Annotated in this window: 21 protein-coding genes and 2 tRNA genes; all 23 read right to left on the minus strand. The window is 57.2% G+C overall.

What is annotated here, in order from left to right; genetic code table 11:
* Nucleotides 1-662 precede the first annotated feature (662 nt).
* Complete coding sequence (locus tag ACTSLZ_RS10955) at nt 663-962, minus strand: hypothetical protein (RefSeq protein WP_443095029.1); 300 nt, start codon at nt 960-962, stop codon at nt 663-665.
* 110 nt (nt 963-1,072) lie between these two features.
* Nucleotides 1,073-1,381 (minus strand): hypothetical protein, encoded by a 309-nt coding sequence (locus ACTSLZ_RS10960; protein WP_443095030.1) that lies wholly within the window; start codon nt 1,379-1,381, stop codon nt 1,073-1,075.
* A complete protein-coding gene (locus ACTSLZ_RS10965) occupies nt 1,378-2,031 on the minus strand; it encodes a phage tail tube protein (protein WP_443095031.1) in 654 nt (217 codons plus the stop codon). The genes ACTSLZ_RS10960 and ACTSLZ_RS10965 overlap by 4 nt, the downstream gene beginning before the upstream one ends.
* 82 nt (nt 2,032-2,113) lie before the next feature.
* Nucleotides 2,114-2,512 (minus strand): hypothetical protein, encoded by a 399-nt coding sequence (locus tag ACTSLZ_RS10970; protein WP_443095032.1) that lies wholly within the window; start codon nt 2,510-2,512, stop codon nt 2,114-2,116.
* A 3-nt stretch (nt 2,513-2,515) separates the two neighbouring features.
* On the minus strand, nt 2,516-2,779 hold the full coding sequence (locus ACTSLZ_RS10975; protein WP_443095033.1) for a hypothetical protein: 264 nt from the start codon (nt 2,777-2,779) through the stop codon (nt 2,516-2,518).
* A gap of 322 nt (nt 2,780-3,101) precedes the next feature.
* On the minus strand, nt 3,102-3,479 hold the full coding sequence (locus ACTSLZ_RS10980) for a hypothetical protein (RefSeq protein ID WP_443095034.1): 378 nt from the start codon (nt 3,477-3,479) through the stop codon (nt 3,102-3,104).
* 203 nt (nt 3,480-3,682) lie between these two features.
* Nucleotides 3,683-4,384 carry a phage major capsid protein gene (locus ACTSLZ_RS10985; protein WP_443096133.1) on the minus strand — a complete coding sequence of 234 codons (702 nt, stop codon included), beginning with the start codon at nt 4,382-4,384 and terminating at the stop codon, nt 3,683-3,685.
* Between the two features lie 4 nt (nt 4,385-4,388).
* A complete protein-coding gene (locus ACTSLZ_RS10990; RefSeq protein WP_443095035.1) occupies nt 4,389-5,708 on the minus strand; it encodes an ISL3 family transposase in 1,320 nt (439 codons plus the stop codon).
* An 80-nt stretch (nt 5,709-5,788) separates the two neighbouring features.
* On the minus strand, nt 5,789-6,058 hold the full coding sequence (locus tag ACTSLZ_RS10995; RefSeq protein WP_443095036.1) for a hypothetical protein: 270 nt from the start codon (nt 6,056-6,058) through the stop codon (nt 5,789-5,791).
* Between the two features lie 19 nt (nt 6,059-6,077).
* Nucleotides 6,078-6,626: a hypothetical protein gene (locus ACTSLZ_RS11000; RefSeq protein ID WP_443095037.1), complete on the minus strand. Its 549-nt coding sequence runs from the start codon at nt 6,624-6,626 to the stop codon at nt 6,078-6,080.
* Nucleotides 6,623-7,978 carry a phage portal protein gene (locus tag ACTSLZ_RS11005; RefSeq protein ID WP_443095038.1) on the minus strand — a complete coding sequence of 452 codons (1,356 nt, stop codon included), beginning with the start codon at nt 7,976-7,978 and terminating at the stop codon, nt 6,623-6,625. Before ACTSLZ_RS11005 ends, ACTSLZ_RS11000 begins: the two co-directional genes overlap by 4 nt.
* Nucleotides 7,979-9,505 (minus strand): hypothetical protein, encoded by a 1,527-nt coding sequence (locus ACTSLZ_RS11010; protein ID WP_443095039.1) that lies wholly within the window; start codon nt 9,503-9,505, stop codon nt 7,979-7,981.
* A gap of 680 nt (nt 9,506-10,185) precedes the next feature.
* Nucleotides 10,186-10,455 (minus strand): HNH endonuclease, encoded by a 270-nt coding sequence (locus ACTSLZ_RS11015; protein ID WP_443095040.1) that lies wholly within the window; start codon nt 10,453-10,455, stop codon nt 10,186-10,188.
* Nucleotides 10,456-10,658: 203 nt separating this feature from the next.
* A complete protein-coding gene (locus ACTSLZ_RS11020; protein WP_443095041.1) occupies nt 10,659-10,889 on the minus strand; it encodes a hypothetical protein in 231 nt (76 codons plus the stop codon).
* The gene (locus ACTSLZ_RS11025; RefSeq protein WP_443095042.1) at nt 10,882-11,175 is read right to left on the minus strand and encodes a hypothetical protein; all 294 of its coding nucleotides are present in this window, start codon (nt 11,173-11,175) and stop codon (nt 10,882-10,884) included. The genes ACTSLZ_RS11020 and ACTSLZ_RS11025 overlap by 8 nt, the downstream gene beginning before the upstream one ends.
* Nucleotides 11,176-11,294: 119 nt before the next feature.
* Complete coding sequence (locus tag ACTSLZ_RS11030) at nt 11,295-11,513, minus strand: hypothetical protein (RefSeq protein ID WP_443095043.1); 219 nt, start codon at nt 11,511-11,513, stop codon at nt 11,295-11,297.
* 446 nt (nt 11,514-11,959) lie between these two features.
* Nucleotides 11,960-12,024 (minus strand) — tRNA-Leu (locus ACTSLZ_RS11035).
* The gene (locus ACTSLZ_RS11040; protein ID WP_443095044.1) at nt 12,021-13,019 is read right to left on the minus strand and encodes an IS481 family transposase; all 999 of its coding nucleotides are present in this window, start codon (nt 13,017-13,019) and stop codon (nt 12,021-12,023) included. Before ACTSLZ_RS11040 ends, ACTSLZ_RS11035 begins: the two co-directional genes overlap by 4 nt.
* A 131-nt stretch (nt 13,020-13,150) precedes the next feature.
* A tRNA-Leu gene (locus ACTSLZ_RS11045) sits at nt 13,151-13,234 on the minus strand.
* A gap of 1,076 nt (nt 13,235-14,310) precedes the next feature.
* Nucleotides 14,311-14,871, minus strand: a complete 561-nt coding sequence (locus ACTSLZ_RS11050; protein ID WP_443095045.1) for a DUF7340 domain-containing protein — start codon at nt 14,869-14,871, stop codon at nt 14,311-14,313.
* A 212-nt stretch (nt 14,872-15,083) separates the two neighbouring features.
* On the minus strand, nt 15,084-15,473 hold the full coding sequence (locus tag ACTSLZ_RS11055; protein ID WP_443095046.1) for a hypothetical protein: 390 nt from the start codon (nt 15,471-15,473) through the stop codon (nt 15,084-15,086).
* A gap of 2 nt (nt 15,474-15,475) precedes the next feature.
* A complete protein-coding gene (locus tag ACTSLZ_RS11060; protein ID WP_443095047.1) occupies nt 15,476-15,628 on the minus strand; it encodes a hypothetical protein in 153 nt (50 codons plus the stop codon).
* 47 nt (nt 15,629-15,675) lie between these two features.
* The gene (locus ACTSLZ_RS11065; protein ID WP_443095048.1) at nt 15,676-16,071 is read right to left on the minus strand and encodes a RusA family crossover junction endodeoxyribonuclease; all 396 of its coding nucleotides are present in this window, start codon (nt 16,069-16,071) and stop codon (nt 15,676-15,678) included.
* Nucleotides 16,072-16,314: the final 243 nt, after the last annotated feature.

The following is a 16,314-nucleotide window of genomic DNA, read 5'->3' on the forward strand; positions in this document are numbered from 1 at the left end:
CTTACGACGCCCCCGCTCAGTCTCCGCCGCGAGCTTCGACTCACCGGACGCCAAGTCCTCTTGCAACGTCTTTACAGACTTGCCCGAGACCTGATCGAGGCCCTTCTGAATGGACTTCCCCATTCGCTTCCCAGATGCGGAGGCCTGCCCCTCCACCTGACCAAACATGCGGCCAATCTGCTTACCCATAGTCTTTGTAGACACGTTAAGCGTCACATAAGCGCTAGCAAGCTCCATTTTTGCGACCACGGGCAAACCTCCACATACAGGGAAACAAATTTAGGGTTTTGCGAAACGCCCTTCGAGCCAAGTCAAGAAACCCTCAGTCTCACTCGCCTTACCCGGCGTGATCTTCCTCTGAGTGTTCTTCTTGTCCCACGGACGTTTAGCGGGCTTAGGCCTCTGGCCCTTACCCCCGGCCCTCTGCCAATTGGCTACAGCCGTCAGCTCAACGAGCATCATCTGCTCGTTATAACCGGGAACGTACCAAGCCCAGTCTTTGGGGTTTTTCGCCCGGTGTATGGGGCCGTCCATAGGTTCCGTTTCCACGGCGGCTATCAACGGTTCCCAATCAACAAATGCGGCGTCAGGGTGCGGCCACTTCAACCCGAGTTCAAGTAGCCGCGCCACAACCGCCGCAGGGTGAGTTTTATACTCCTGGATCAGTCCTGAGATTTTGGGGCATTAGCCAACTGCCCATTTCCCCAAGCCTCAATAAACGTGCCAGCCTCTTCACTGTCCAGGTCGAGGAAAGCCTCAACGTCCGCCTCATCCGTACCGGCCTCGATGAGCCAGTCACGAAGCTTCGACAGCTCACCGTCACCCATAGCAATCATGAGCTTCTGAGGCATGTGCTTCTGGGCCGGGAACGTGAACTCGCCCTCGTAAATCGAGGTCTCAAAAGTCACGAACTCGTACTTCTTAGCGACCTTACGTGCGTGCTTCTTCTTAGCATTTGCCATGATAAACGACTCCAAAATCTAGGTTTACGACTCCACGAAATAATGTTTCCCCCGAAGGGGCCGCCCGCACGCAGGGAGTTGTGTCTACGTGCGGGCGGAAACTAGCCCGGTTAGGCTCCCGCCTTGCGTTCCAGGGCGGTTACACGGGCCACCAGGGCGTTCCACTGTTCTTCAGTGGGGAAACCGTCAGCTCCCTTAGCGCCGGTGTCACCCTTGTCGCCCTTCGGGCCGGCATCGCCCTTGTCACCCTTCGGGCCAGCATCGCCCTTGTCACCCTTCGGGCCAGCCGCGCCAGCGTCGCCCTTGGGACCAGCCGGAACAGACGCGATGCCATCCTCAATATGATTCAGGCGGGCCGCCGAAATAGGCGTGCCGCCGCCCTTGCCGTCCTTCCAGGACTGCTTAACATAAGCCATCATTTACCTCCATTGTTCGGAAACGAATTAGTGCCGGGGAACGTGCTGTCCCCCGGCGTTAGCCTTCCCCCCGAAGCATCATCGTCCTCAAAAGTGCTACCGTCAGTCTTTTCGATATACTCCGTGTAGCAATTGCCGTCACTATCAGCCAGAGCCTCAATAGTGACCTCGAAACCGTCAGCGGCCGCGTCAACGAGAGTGCGGTCACCGGAAACGGTGATCTGACCGCGAGGAATAACGAAACGACGGGCCGTACCAGTACCCTCGTCCTTCGCCTCAACAGTGAAATTCTGGATAGGCGCAATATTCGACGAGTGAGTGACGGTAATCTTCGAGCCCTTAACCTCAACGTTGTTAGGACCAAAAACGGCCTTCAACGTATCCGGGTTAGCGGTCGAATAAAGAACAGCCCCCAGGGTCGCCGAGTATTCGGAACGAACCTTACGTGCCTTCACGCCGCCCCATACGAAGATATCCTCGTCGGAGGCATCCTCAGTAAGCTTCACACCATCAGAGGAAACAAGCCCGAGGAGCTTCTGTCCTGCCGGGAGTTTAGTAGTAGCGTCCTCGGGGATAACAGTCCCGGTAGGACCAAAAGTAAGGCCGCCGTCAGTTGACTTCGGCTTAGCAACAATAACATCAGTAAAAGCCATGTCACTGTATCCTTTCACCCAGAAATTGGGCATAAAAAATACCCCCAACAATTGGTTGGAGGTATCCACATGAAAATGATTATCAAATAGTCAAAGGGTGACCACGAAACGCCAAATTGACAGTCCACAAATAAGCCGGGATACGCCGGTCAGGTTCAGGCTGATACAACGGGCGCGAAAACCCGCCCCGGTAGTACACGCCACCTTCGCGGTACGTCCAATCCCGCACGAGCGCATCAACCCGGTTAGCGACCTGCGCCGCCTCACGTTGAGACCCCGAACGAACCTCAAACGTCAACCGGACATCTTGCAACTGGTAGGCATACTCCCCCGAGCCGCCACCATCACGCACAAGGATCAACAAAGCGTCCTTGTCGTACTTGTCGTAGTCCGGCTCTTCACGGGCAACCCGCCCAGGGTAGAAACGGTTAAGGTATCTCATAGCCAGTGTTACCGGGTCGTCAAACTCGAACACCGCCATAAATCACCCCTTACCCGCATCAAGCGCACGAATCAGGGAACCATATTTGCGGTTATGGTAGACTGCCTCACCCGTACACAGCACAGACACAGCACCACGCGGGTTCTCCAAGACAAGGTCAGTAACCATGTACCCCATGCCTTCGCCGCCTGCCGCCGCCGCGACACGGCGAGCACGGGCCATCAAGTCGGCCTTCACACCGGGGGACTGCCTCAACTGGCGAAACCCCTCATTATTCCACTTGATTTTAACGGCCGATTTAGCCATGACTCATAGCCTCCTAACCGGGATAACCTGCCCAAACATGCGCTTCGAGTAACGCCCGAACCACGGAAGCGCCTTACCCTCAGCCTGATACCTAACACCGTTGACGATGAACCTATCCCTGGGGTCATGGTCAATAGGATTATCTAAGATAATCTGGGCATCAGAAACAACACGAACGGTAGTGCCATCACGCGGCTCTTTCGTCGCCTCAGGCGCGAAATCAGCAGCAATAGCAACAGGTTCCGCAAACCCGTCAGGGATAGGGTAGAACTCATCGCCTACCCCACCCTCGACGAATTTCTCCCAATAGATACGAGGTGGACTAAACATACCAACCCCCAGGAGCCGGGAGTTCAACCTCGCCCAACTCATCCTCCCACTCGACGGGCCGGTACAAGTTAGAGAACCGTTGCTTGTCCGGCGCGGGAGTCCGCACAGTGCGTGCACCGCCGCCCAAAAGCCGGTCCAGGTCCAACAGTTCGTCCGCATGGAATAAACCAGCCGTAGCGCCCCCTGAGAACCACTGGCCGCGAAAAGGGCCGGCCGTCTCGGACGCCAAAAACGGGTCACGACCCGAACCGCGCCGCGAAATCATCGCCGCCACCACCACAACCACAAACGGGCGATACTTGGTCAGCTTCGCCTCACCGTAGCGACCCGCAAGGTAGGACAGGGCCGCATCAATCAGGGTTTTTACCATCTTGTCCTCTACCGGACTTGTTAGCAGTGGCTTTATCTCCTGAACGCTTATCTCCACGCGGCACCTCCCACCTGCAACGTTCAAAGCGGGACACCAGAGACTCAGGTGCGGCAGAACTTGCCCCAGCCTCAGCCTGAGCCGCTGGCATCAAGAACCCCCTTCAGGGAAAACTTCAGAGCCTGGAAAAGTCGCCATCCCAGGCGTTACGCTTTTCCCAACTCACCGCTACCTTCCGGGGTAACCGCCGAAACCGGAGCAAGGCGCGTACCATCAGGCGCAATAACATCCGCGAGAGTGTAGGCGTAACGGGCACGGAAACGGAGACCAACCTTATCGTTCTCAGCAAGGTTGATACCGTCAACGGTGGCCTGATCCAGGAACTTCACCGTAATGTCGGAACGCTGACCGATAAGGACACCGGACGGGTCAATAACAAGCCCCTCAGCCTTCGACCGGTCGAACGCGCCGTTCTGATTCCAGTAAGCCTGCATACCAGCAACCGAGTCAACAGCGCCCGGCGTGGAAGAAAGTGAAGGAACATAAATCGGCGAATTATCCGTCGCACGCAGGTTAGCGAGACGGTACTTCAAACCCTGACGGGAAATGAAGGACGACGGGTTGCCCCCGGCCTCGTCCACGTCCTCCGCGGCCTGGAAAATCGAACCAACAAGGTCATTCTCGCCCTTACCCACCTGGTGGATAGCACCCGCCGCCGTAGCCGCCGCAAACAGATCCTTAGAGGTCCACGCCGCGGGCTTATTCACGCCGAACAGGACAGCCGCGTCCAGGGCGCGACCAATAGCCTCACCACCGAGAGCGGTAGCGGTACGCAGAAGGTCCTCGGAAGCGTCTTCGAGGTCTTCCTCGTTCAGGGTCACGATAACCGCAACCTCAGCCGCCGTCAGAACCTTATTCGGCTCTTCGCATTTGAGGGTGTAGGTGGTTCCTGAAGCCGCCGGTGTCGAGCAGCGATCGGGCTATGTAGTTCGTGAGGTTCCGGAATCCGAGGGCGGAGCCGCGGAGGTGTTCCAGGCGCCCGTTGATCGCCTCTGTTGGCCCGTTGGACGTGCCGGGCCGGTCGAAGAACGCGAGGATGTCGGCGGCGCGCTGCTTGAGCGTGCGGCCGAGCTTGCGGACCTCCACGAGCGCGGCGGGGACGCCGCTGGAGACGGAATCGATGACGGCTGTCATCAGCTTCTTCGCCGTCTTCCGATCGGGTTCGCGGTAGGCAGCGATCACGCGCTGGTAGATGCCCCAGGTCGCCTCGACCTCGACGTGCTCGGAGACCGCGAACAGTGCCTCGAGACGGGTCTGCTGCCGGTCAGTGAGCAGCTGCGCGCCGGTGTGGAGGATGCGGCGGGCCTTGTAGAGCGGATCGTTTTTGCGGCCCCGCCGGCCGTGCAGGCACTGCTGGACGCGACGACGGCAGGTGTCGAGGGCGTCGCCGGCGAGGCGGACGACGTGGAACGGGTCCATCACCGCCTGCGCGTCCGGGAGCTCCTCGCTGACGGCGGTCTTGAAGCCGGTGAACCCGTCCATCGCGACGACCTCGACACCATCGCGCCAGTCCTGCGGGCGTGCGGCGAGCCAGGTCTTGAACACGGCTTTCGAGCGACCCTCGATCATGTCCAGCAGACGGGCGGGGCCGGTCTTGTCGCGGTTCGGGGTGAGGTCGATGATGACGGTGACGTACTTGTCGCCGACTCTCGTGTGGCGCCAGACGTGCTCGTCGACGCCGATCACGGCGACGCCGTCGAACCGGGCGGGATCGTCGATCAGCACTCGACGCCCTTCAGCGAGGACCGCGTTGTTCGCCGTGTGCCAACCGACACCGAGTCCGGCGGCGACGCGGGCGACGGTGAGGTGGTCGATCACGAGCGCTTCCAACGCCCACCGCATCCCGCTACGGGACAGCTTGGCTCGCTCGGGCGCCGCTGCCGTGAGGTCCTCACGCCAGGACCGTCCGCATCCTGAGCACTTGTAGCGGCGGACCCGGACCAGCAGCGTCGTCGGGCGATGACCGAACGGCTCGTGGGCGAGACGCCGCGTGTCCGTCCCGCGCGAGAGCGCCTGGCTACCGCATCCCCGGCACCACGGATCCGGCTCGGCGACGCGGCACTCGATCACCGCGCGATCCGGCTCAAAAAGCTGACCGGTGGCCACGAGGCCGAGCTCGTCGAGATGGCAGAACACGGTCAGATCAGGGGTCGCGAAGGTAGCGTGGTGCACGTCGAGGTCTTCCGGCAGATGGTCAGTGTGAGAACTTCCATCATCGGAAGGCCTCGACCCTCATCCGGCGACCGACGCGCTCAGCCACCTACCCCCTCAACTGCGAAGAGCCCCTTATTCTCAAAGGTGAACTTCGAGGTCGGCTTGGTACGGTCTCCCTCAGCTTCACCAACCCACTTAGCATTAGGGCGGGTAGCCAGAGCCGGAAGGTTCTGAACCTTCGCGCCCATATCAACCTTGGTAAACGCGCTCAGAGCGGTAGACGCCGCAGTAGCACGCTCCAAAAGCATGTAATTGTAATCTTCTTCAATGGCGGCTTCAATGTCCGCCCGAGTAACGCCGTTAGCCATTACTAATAACTCCTAAAAATTAAGAAACCCGCGAAAAATCTCGCATCATGCTAGCCGCCCGCGACCCCTTAGGCGCGTCCGACTTCTCAACAGACCCAGAACGCTTAATACGCCTACCCTGTGTAGGGTTAGGTGCCTGTTCCTGGGTTTTAGCAAGGTAAGGCCGATCCGTAAGAATCTGCTCCAACTGCTTCCCCAAAGCCTTAGGGTCAATATCCCCATCGGCCATTACCTCGGACACGTCCAAGTACCTCGACACATCAGACGGGTCAATGAAACCCATCTTCGCCGCCTCAGACTCAGCCGACTTAGAAGCGAACTTCTCAGCCCAATACGAATTAAGCTCAGCCTCACGATTAGAAACAGCGTCCTTCACGGCCCGTTCCTGCTCGCTCAACGCCTGAGCCTCCAACTCGTCAGCCTTAGCCGCCTTCGCCTTCAAATCGTCATAATCAGAGAACTTCTTACGCTCACGCGCGATCCTCGACTCGACAATCTGGTTAAGTTCTTCCTGAGACTGAATAGGTGTGAATTCCTGCGTCTCCTGGGGAGCTTCGTTCTCGCTCATACCTTACCCTCCGCAAATCCGTCGATTTCACCGGGATTAGTAACGGCTCCCGTAGCCGTATCCCCCATAGCGGGTGAATCATTATTGCCAGGCGCAAACGGAAGATTCGCCTTATTCTCTTCCGCCGTTTTTTCGGCCTCAGTAGCGGCCAAAATAGCGTCCTGTTTAGTCCAGCCCGGAACGAGCTGGAAAATCAATTCCTTAGGAGCCCCGACAGCATCCAATTTCTGGACCGCATCAACCGAAGCACCCAAAGTACGAACGGACACGTCCTGCCAATGAACCTCATTCGAGTAATCATCAGCCGCCGACGTATCACCAAGAATCATCGCCGCGAGCCTCAACGCCTGCTCGTAACCCTCAGACAAAGGCTCTTGAAGCGTGCCCAGCTTGCGGATAAACCCGGTCTCCGTAGCCGCCAAAGCCTCAGACGACAGGTTAACGACCTTGCCCAAAAGGTAATGCGGCGGGACGTGCAACACGGCGGCCAACTGCTGAATATGCTCATCGACCGCTTGCGCAACCTTGTCCAGGTCAGCGGCAGGGAACGCCCCAAACTTCGTGTCCGGGTCGTCAGACTGCAACATAGAGTCAACAGAAGGCCGAACCATAGCGTCGCCGTTCTCATCGGTCGCCAACAGTCCGCCCGTCTGGTACTTCTGCGGGAACGCCCCGTACCGTTGCACCATTTGCAGGGTGAACGTCGCATCAACAACCCGCTTATACGCCGGAATGCCCAGCTCAACCACAGACGCCGGAGTCTCACCATCAGCCGAATACTGAGCTTGCACGATAGACACCGGACACACACCGAGTCCGTGCGGGACCTTCGTCACCTCGCCCGTGGACAGCGACCCACGAATCTCGTACATGGCCTCATCGTCAAAGAACCGCCACAGGTCATCCGAGACTTGGTGCAACACGTATTTCGGGTGATCGTCCCACGGGTCTTCCTTCACCGAATACGTGTTCACCACAGAGAGGGGCCGCATCATCGCGCCGCCATCCTCAGCCGGGAACGTCAACAGGTACGAATACCCGTACGCGACAGCCTCATGATTCAACATGTGTTGCCGCCCCGACATGCCAGAACGTTCCCATACTTCATCCCAGACACGCTGATTCGTGTAACCATCAACAATCAGCGCATCAGAGAAACAGTCAGCCGCGAACATCAACCACGGGGAACGCGCCTTGCGCATCAAATCCCGATACTCCAGGTCCGCCCCGTCAGGTGCCCAGGACTTAGTGAGCTTCCCTTCAAGCTGTAGCCGAAGGTTCCGCAACCTCCCCCACTCGGCTTTAGCCTTCTTCGTAACCTCGTCGTCAATGAGGCGCAGAATCTCGCTCATTTAGCCTCCAATACCGCGAATAATTCCCCGAGGACGCCTATTCGCCTCAAAATTCTTTACACCCCAAAGCGCCTCGGTCACCGTCTGCGCCGGAGTCACAGGCTCCGTAGGGTCGGACTGCTCCCACGTGAACCCGTACTGCCCAATAGCGCGAGGTTGAGCCAAAACAAGGGAATCCGTTAGCTCTTCCTGGCCGCGGTGGACAACCTGATACGCCGCCACAGACTCAGCAAACAAAGAATGCGCCCCCGCAAGCTCCCCCGGCCTCATGCCGAAAAACTTAATCCGTTCACGCTTCAAATCAGGGATAATCCCCGCGCACTTCTTCTCGTCAAGGACCACAGAAACAGCGCCCATCTCTTCCATGAGCGCTTTAAGTTTCTTCGGAACCCACAGAGTTTGATACGCCGTGTACTTGTGCTCAACATAAATACGATCGTCAGGCAACCTAGACGCCGCCGAAATCGAAGCATAACCGCCATTATCAGCAACACGGACACTCAAAACCACAGTATCCCCATGAATGGCCTTATGGTCCTCAGACGCCGCCCAAGCCTCCATATCCAGGTCATTTACCCGGACTTCCTCTTCTGGACGACGATTAGGCCACACGGACAGACGCTCACGCATGAACGACTCTTTACCCGCCGAGGTGTCCTGCTCCCACTGGCGAATAACCTTAGCCTCAGTAATACCTGGAAGGAAGCCTATAGACGGGTTAGAAACATAAGCGTGGGCAATGTCCCCAGGATCGATCTCCAAAGCCCTGTCAGGGTCTTCTGCACCCTCCGGGGACCATTCAAGCCACAACGTACGCGGGTACTCATCCAACGAACGCCCACGATCCCGTACGCCCTCGAAAACCTCAAACTCGTTCTCAGCCTCATTCGGGACCGTACCCGTATAAAACTCCTGAGCATTAGGAACAGCCGTAGCCGTATAAGACAAAGCATCCCGCGAAGCAACAGACAATTCCTGCGCCTCATCATAAATCAAAGCATCAGCCGAAAAACCACGCCCAGACGACTTCGACCGCGCCACAAACTTAATCCGGTCACCGTACGATTTCTGGTTCTCGCGGCGCTTCAAAATAATTTGCTGTTGCCCAGCACCTTTGTAAATGTGATCCACATGCTCCATAAGCTCAGGCGTTGACTCAACAATTCCCGCAAGACGGTCAAATCCATCAACCGCCGTTTTTAACTCATGCGCCGAATGCAAAATAGTTTTACGCCGGTTATCCTTACGCGGAAACAAGAACAAATGAGCCAAATCGTACAGGACAAGAATTTCGCCTTTACCGTTCTGACGAGCTACGAGCAAACCCGCCTCAGACGCCGCCCAAAGCCCCTCAGAATCAACCGCGAACAACGAATGAATAACCTTTTCCTGCCACGGGAAAAGGTCAACGCCTACAGCCTTACCGAACTCAACAACATACTCACCATAAGAACCGACATTCTCAGGGTATTTAGCTAATCTTGGGCTCTGGGAACCTTGCAACGTTTCCAGGGAGGAACTTGTCAAGCGCACTACCTCCCCTATCAGCCGGTTTATCCTCAACAGGTGCCGTCAACCGCTCAATCTCAGCCGTCAAAGCCCGAATCTCCTTAGTCAACGGAGAAGCCTTATCCGGGGCCGACTCCAAAACCCTCGAATAAGCATCAGTCAAACCCGCCAAAGTCTCCCGAAGCACATTCACATGCCAATTCTTGTCATAATCAGGGGCCTTCTCCGCTTTCACCGCCTCAGTGCGCGTAGCACGCGCTTCACGAGCCGGAGCCGTAACCCCACCAACAGGTTTATCAGAAACAGACGACCGCTCAGACAAATACAATTTCCGCCGATCACGGCAATATTTGTTATGCGCAAGCCTGCACGCCTCATCAACAGGCTGTTTTTCCTTCAAATGCCGTCTATAAGCTGATTCCGTGCCACATTCAGCCTTTGGACGTGACATAAAATCACCTCTTATCGTACATGATTCTCATTTGAAATTTCCGCGAACGAAATGATGCCAGGTGCGGCCCGGGAGTAGGCATGACCAGTTACCTGGGGTCCTCCCCCACCCCTTGAGTTGCCGGGGTTTTGGGGGTGGTGTTGGTTAGTACCAGTTGTGTACCCCCTGGTAGGGCAGCTTGTTTGGAGGGCCATTTTAGGGGTCTTTCCGGTGTCGCTTGTTTGTTAGGGTTGCCTAACTTTTGGGGTTATGATGCGGGCCGGATTTTGGCTTGCATCGAATTGCCTTTGCGCGAGTTGCAACCTTTATGCATGGGTTGAAGTTCGCCCTTGTGCAATGATCCACCAAGTGCTATAGGGTCCACATGGTCGGCGGTGAAGGCATCAGGGTCATTGGGTGATGCCTCATAGTTGATTGGTCTTCCGCACCATGCACAAGGTAGGCCTCTTCGTCTTAGTATTGCGGCTTGTCTTCGGTATGATCGGTGACCTTTGCCGTTGCGTATGTCTTGGGCCATGAGGTCACCTGCCTTGCTCGTGTCTAACTGTTGTTGGTTAGGCTAACCTAATCAACCATGATTGGTGTTGTGTTCCCCGAGGTAGAATAGGGGGCCTGTCTTTATGTGGTGGCCTATGGCCTGTGGGTAGTGGGGGCCTTTATATGGCCCGCCTATATAGGGGCCTTATATGCGGCGTATATGAGGGGCCTGTGTGGGCTCCCCTATCCACCGAACCTGTAGACCTCTTGCCCATCAATCCATATTGAGTGCAGGGCTAGCCTGAATAGGTCGGGGCCTTCATCGTTGGTTTCGCCTATGACCATGACTTCTACTTTGTGTTCGTTGAGGAAGTCATCTGTCAAGGGGGTCTTACCTATGCGTAACCCGTTGGCGAAGATGCCCGCTTGTGTTGTGCCTGGCGGGAGTTGCAGTGCCCCGAGAAGTTCAGGCATCAGTCACCTTCTGTATGTCCCCAGCTCTCGGCGCCCTCCACTCGAAGACAGGGAATTCCCCGGGCATGCTGATACGGAAGCCGGTAGCCCACGACCAGTAGAACCATTCGCCATTGTCTGCCGTGTATTCGTCGGCTACTGCGAACACTTCGCCGGGGCAGGTGATTGGCTTGCCGTCTGCTTCCCGTTGCAGGTAGGGAACGCCGTAGAAGGTTGCCCGCTTACCGTCAACGATGACCTTTTCGCCGTGTTTGAGTTGGTCCCATGATGTGACAAGTTCAGCCATTGTCTACCCCCTCTTGACACTTCGTACTGTGCCGCATGTCTGGCACTTGATCCATCCGGGCTTGTGTGTTGCCTGGTAGGTGTGAATGCCACACTCGCAGGCAATGTGCTGTATGCGACTCATGCGTTCATTGGCCCTGGCACGCCGTCGATCATGAAGCGGTCCGCTGATACTGTGCCGTCGCCGTTGCCGTATATCGGTAGCCTGACGTCGTGCTCGTTGAGCCAGTCAAGGGTGATCGGTTCGCCGTTATCGTCTTGGATAACCTTGTCGGCTACTAGCCGTCTCCCCCAGGTGTCGTCAGATGTGAATCTGATTTCGCCGATAGGTCCGCTCATGAGTCCTCCTCATGGATTCCTGCTTGTCCACGTGGCCGGTTCATGGCGCGGTCCCTTCGGGCGTCGCGTGTCTCGGTCTGCTGTTCGGCCATCTCGCGATACACCTGCTCATGTGCGGCGATCGTGCGCCACTGCTTAGGTGTGAGCACGGGTCCAGGTGCCTCGTGTTTATGGTTCACGGGCTGGCCCTTGCCGTGTGTTGCAAGCCGTAATGACGCTCTAGCCTCGGCGAGGTAACGCTCCGCGTCGTCCAATGCTTCCTTGGACTTGTGTAGCACCCACGCGTTCACTGCGAGTGTGGCTAGTGCCGCAATGAGGGCAATCGTTGGCAGGATCATGCGTTACCCCCTTTGTAGGTATGTGCCCTTGGCGCGTGTGGCGGGTGCCCTGTCTTCCGAACAATGACTCACGTCGTCCCACCTGCCACACACGGCAAGGGTTTGTGCTTCCCCTGAGATTCGAACTCAGACTGCCTGGTTCCTAAGACCAGTGCCTCTGCCAGTTGGGCTAGGTGTGCTGTCCAGGCAGGTTGTTTTGGATTCTGCTGATGGGTGGGGCCCCGATTGCGGAGTGGTGCCTGTGATGATTGTAGAAGTGCAGCCAGCCTGGTAGCGCCATGCGACGCTCGGCTTCTGATCCGTAGAACCGGGCGTAGGCCCAGCCGTCGGCGAGGGTGCGGTGGAAGCGTTCGATCTTCCCGTTGGTCTGCGGCCGGTAAGGGCGGGTCTTCTTCGCCGTGATCCCGAGTTCTGCGCAGGCATCGCGCCAGGCGTGGGACTTGTAGGCGGAGCCGTTGTCCGAGAGGACACGCTCGACGGGGACACCCCGGGCGGCGAACCATGAGACAGCACGACGCAGGACGCCGATCGCCGTCTGCGCTTTCTCGTCAGAGCAGATCTCGGCGTAAGCAACACGGGAGTGGTCGTCGATGACGGTGTGGACAAACGCGGTGCCCAACCGGGGCTCATAGCGGTGGTTCCTGCTTTGCAGACGGGTCGCGGTGGCCTCCCGGTTGCGTTCGCCCTGGACGCGGCCGACGAACCGCCATCCGCCGCCGTCGGGGATGTTGCCGAACTTCGTGACGTCGACATGGATCAGCGAGCCGGGATGGTCGTGCTCGTATCGTCGGATGGGTTCTCCCGTGACCCGATCGATATGGCTGAGCCTGTTGATTCGACATCGCACGAGCACTGCGTGGATGGTCGAGGCGGGCAGTCCGAGTTCACCGGCGATCTGGGCCGGGCCGAGACGGCCCCGCCACCGCCGCTTCACGATCCGCTTGACCACGGGCAGTGGCGTCTTCGTCGGCATCGATCGCGGCCGACTCGAACGATCGGTCATCCCGGCGGGGCCCTCCAGCCTCAGCCGAGCCGCCCATTTTCGGGCCGTGACGGGAGAGACCATGAACATCTTCGCCGCGACCTGCGGCGACCAGCCGTCCTCGACGATCAGGCGCGCCAGGCGGAGTCGAGCGCGCGGGGTCAGGGCAGCGTTAGCGCGGGACACGAGGGCCTCCTGGTACGTGAAGCGGTTGAACTCAACAGCTCCACTTCACAACCGGAGGCCCTCACCTCTCAGCTGTTCACGGCCGTGTCGCCGAAACAACGTCCCTGGACATCACAGCTAGGGAAGCGTAGTGCGGGATGCAGGACTCGAACCTGCACGACCTTTCGGTCAACGCCTTTTGAGGGCGACACGTCTACCAGTTCCGTCAATCCCGCTTGGCCCGGCTAGCCGTTGAGCTGTCAACGGCAGACGCTCTTCGGAGCGCCGTTTCGCCGGGCCTCGTACTTCCCCTCGGACTCGAACCGAGACTGAACGGGGTTTGAATCCGTTTCCTCTGCCAATTGGGATAGGGAAGCCAGAAGTGGCCGCAAGACACCGGAAAAAAGCTTTACGACCACCCGTGGGCAGGGCCGAGGCCTTATGGGAGCCTTGGTCCTGCAAAGCCCCGCGCCATCCACTGTGATAGGTGGAACACGTAGGGGCGCTGTACTCTCGGAGACCTTGCTCCGAGGTGCAACAAGCACACGTCTTACGACGTGGCAGACAACGTTCCGGTAACCGGCCCGTCGGTTTGTGGCCCCGTGCTCGCTGTTCGTCCGGACAACTGCACGGGGGCTTGCGCGTGCCGCGGAATCGAACCGCGCTCGCTCCTGGGAGGACTTCGCCATGTCACACGCTATTGTCATTGCAGATGTCCAAGGCCAATGACTGCCTTCGCCACTCGGAGGGTTGCGACCCCTGCCTACCGTGACCACATGTTGCGCATCGTTGAGAGGCTTGCGGGACTTGTTGTACGGCGGGCCGGGTTTGAACCGACTAGAGGAACTCAACGGCTCCCCACCATCATCCCTAACGTGATCCGCTCAGCTTCGCCGCTGACGTTAGGTTTCCGCCGCTACCTTTCACGGGACGCTAGAGTGTAGGTCTCCCGTGTTTGCCGTCTTATCCGTTGTTGCGGTGCGGCCCTCTTTGGTTACCCGCTGAGGTTGCGGGATTCTTGTTTGCCTTGTCGGCGTACGCGTTTCCAGTATTTGCGTTTCCAGTATTTGGTGAGCCCGGTTTGGTTGTTGAAGCAACAGAGGGCTTTGCGTGCCGTCTTACTGAATGCGTCGTATTCGTCGCCGCCTTTGGCGGGTATGGGGTGATTGTTGCTCATGTTGTCGCCTATGGTCGGATCGGGTGCGTAGTGTGGAGTCCCGAGTATTTAGTGTTTTGGATACACGTCTCCCGATCCGATAGGTTTCACATTACCATATTTGCGGTACGATCTCCAGTCTTAGGGTAATTATTTTTAGATTTTTCCGGCGAGGTAGTTTAGGTCGTCTACCCCGGTCCAGGTGTTTCCGCAATTTGCGCATGTGGCGGTTTGGGATTCGACGGTTACCATGAGCGCGTCTTTATGGGTGATTTGCCCGTCTTGCTCTTGTGTGATGGTTGCGGTGTGGCATTCTGGGCAGGTTGCTTCGAGGTGGAATTTGGTGGTGAATAGGTCCCGGATTTGGTGGACCCATTTGGGTAGGTAGTTTTCGGCGGGGCCGATGTCCACAAGTCCGAACCATTCTTTGAGGCGTTCCGGTAGTGGGAGTTTGGCGATGGGTGCGTATTGCCAGGGTTGCAGGGTGGACATGATGACGGTTTCGATTTCGTTTTGGAGGTCTACTGGTCCTACACCGAACGGGAGTTTAGCGCCACCTCCACCTCCCCCGCCACTGTTGAGGCGCATGGTCTTGGCCTGTTCCAGCTGAGTCAACAGGGCGTATTCTTCAACGAGGTTGAAGGTCTTCCCTGTCTTGTCCGGGTTGACCTTGTGATCTTCGGTCAGGTGAACAACGAGGTCTTCAAGGTTGGTCATCAGCGTGTACGCACTCCATCATTCATCATTCGCTCTAGCCTGTGCCCTACTTCTTTCACCGCTTCGGTTAGCTCGACGGTTAGAAGGTTGTGGCGGTGGATTGCGGCTATGTGGTGATATTCGGCGCAGGATATTTCACCTTCACCCAGAAGCCGCGCGAGGTCCTTTAGGATGTTCCGTGTATTTTTGGCTTCCTGTTTAAAACGGTGCATTTAGAGCACACCTTCTTCGTGGAGTTGTGTTGCGGCGGCTGCTTCTTCTCGGGCTTGCGCTTCAATCCGGTGAAGTTCGGTCTCATAGGTGAACCCACAGACGCATTCGAGGGTGATGTAGTATTTCCGGCTGTATGTGTCGGTGTGGTGCTTTGGTATCACCTTGTGGTCGTCTCGGCTATTGGCTCTGACGCGGGCTTTGACCTGTTGCCGTTCTGCGTCCTTTATCCGATCCCAGCACATTTCTAAACGTTCATCCACGGAATCGATCTTCTTGTTGGTCAGTTCGTCTAATTTCAACAACCTGCCATTAGTCCGTATAAGATCACCGGACAGTTCGTTGAGTCCCCTGACGAACGAGTCAATTTCATTTCTGGTTTTGCGGAACATGTTTAGTTGACCTCCTGGTCTGGCATCATTGCGAGGTGTGCGTTGTCTCGGATTTCGTCGGCTACTTCGAGGGCTTCCTCGGGTGTCATGTACATGACGTAGGCTTGGTTGACGATGAGTGCGATTTCGTGGGTGTCGGTTCGTGCGATTTGCATGGTGAATTGGTTTCGGAAGAACCGTGTTAGGTTGATTAGTTTGCGGATCATTGGTGCGCCTCTCTGATTGTGATTCGGACGCCGGGTGTTTCGGCGTATCGTTTGGATAGCCACTGGTCGGTTATGCGGGCGTCGTCGTGGATCATCCCGGATTTGGATAGGGCGTCATTGATTGATCTCGCGAGTTTGTCGATGTCGGGTTTTACGGCGGGTAGCCGGAATTTGGGTTTTTTCGGGGTTGTGAAGAAAAATTCAAGGTGTACTTGAACTGGCTTGTCCCCGAATTGGATATCCTCGGCCCGTGCGGCGGCTTCGACCTTCTGCCGCCATGCTTTATGGTTTTTGTTGGCCTCGTATAGGTGGCCCGCCCGGCTGACGTTCTTTGATCCTTGTGGGGCGGGTGTCCCGTGGACGGTGAAGGTGTGGTGTTCTGGGTAGGTCATGGTTACCGCTCCCAGGGATACGGGTGCTGGTTGCAGAAATGCCACCTATCTGCAGGGATATTTTTAATGCATTCGGCCCATGTCGAGTAACCTTTGCCGAACATACATTCCGTGCACTGCGTTACCCACAGTTGCGGTTTTCGTCTTGTTGTTCGAGAGGCAATTTTGGCATGTGCGGCACTCATTCCAGATAGTTTGAAGATTTCAAGTTTAGGGAATTCGCTTACCCTGAATGGGCCTTTG

It is taken from the genome of Rothia koreensis (assembly GCF_052232265.1).
GTDB lineage: Bacteria > Actinomycetota > Actinomycetes > Actinomycetales > Micrococcaceae > Rothia > Rothia koreensis.

Excerpts from the sequence above, each read along its gene's own strand:
- ACTSLZ_RS11055 (WP_443095046.1), bottom strand. The coding sequence starts at position 15,473 with ATGTTCCGCAAAACCAGAAATGAAATTGACTCGTTCGTCAGGGGACTC.
- ACTSLZ_RS11050 (WP_443095045.1), bottom strand. The coding sequence starts at position 14,871 with ATGACCAACCTTGAAGACCTCGTTGTTCACCTGACCGAAGATCACAAG.
- ACTSLZ_RS10995 (WP_443095036.1), bottom strand. The coding sequence starts at position 6,058 with ATGGCTAACGGCGTTACTCGGGCGGACATTGAAGCCGCCATTGAAGAA.
- ACTSLZ_RS11020 (WP_443095041.1), bottom strand. The coding sequence starts at position 10,889 with ATGCCTGAACTTCTCGGGGCACTGCAACTCCCGCCAGGCACAACACAA.
- ACTSLZ_RS11000 (WP_443095037.1), bottom strand. The coding sequence starts at position 6,626 with ATGAGCGAGAACGAAGCTCCCCAGGAGACGCAGGAATTCACACCTATT.
- ACTSLZ_RS11005 (WP_443095038.1), bottom strand. The coding sequence starts at position 7,978 with ATGAGCGAGATTCTGCGCCTCATTGACGACGAGGTTACGAAGAAGGCT.
- ACTSLZ_RS11030 (WP_443095043.1), bottom strand. The coding sequence starts at position 11,513 with ATGAGCGGACCTATCGGCGAAATCAGATTCACATCTGACGACACCTGG.
- ACTSLZ_RS10955 (WP_443095029.1), bottom strand. The coding sequence starts at position 962 with ATGGCAAATGCTAAGAAGAAGCACGCACGTAAGGTCGCTAAGAAGTAC.
- ACTSLZ_RS10980 (WP_443095034.1), bottom strand. The coding sequence starts at position 3,479 with ATGGTAAAAACCCTGATTGATGCGGCCCTGTCCTACCTTGCGGGTCGC.
- ACTSLZ_RS10960 (WP_443095030.1), bottom strand. The coding sequence starts at position 1,381 with ATGATGGCTTATGTTAAGCAGTCCTGGAAGGACGGCAAGGGCGGCGGC.
- ACTSLZ_RS11060 (WP_443095047.1), bottom strand. The coding sequence starts at position 15,628 with ATGCAAATCGCACGAACCGACACCCACGAAATCGCACTCATCGTCAAC.
- ACTSLZ_RS11065 (WP_443095048.1), bottom strand. The coding sequence starts at position 16,071 with ATGACCTACCCAGAACACCACACCTTCACCGTCCACGGGACACCCGCC.
- ACTSLZ_RS11025 (WP_443095042.1), bottom strand. The coding sequence starts at position 11,175 with ATGGCTGAACTTGTCACATCATGGGACCAACTCAAACACGGCGAAAAG.
- ACTSLZ_RS10975 (WP_443095033.1), bottom strand. The coding sequence starts at position 2,779 with ATGGCTAAATCGGCCGTTAAAATCAAGTGGAATAATGAGGGGTTTCGC.
- ACTSLZ_RS10970 (WP_443095032.1), bottom strand. The coding sequence starts at position 2,512 with ATGGCGGTGTTCGAGTTTGACGACCCGGTAACACTGGCTATGAGATAC.
- ACTSLZ_RS11015 (WP_443095040.1), bottom strand. The coding sequence starts at position 10,455 with ATGGCCCAAGACATACGCAACGGCAAAGGTCACCGATCATACCGAAGA.
- ACTSLZ_RS10965 (WP_443095031.1), bottom strand. The coding sequence starts at position 2,031 with ATGGCTTTTACTGATGTTATTGTTGCTAAGCCGAAGTCAACTGACGGC.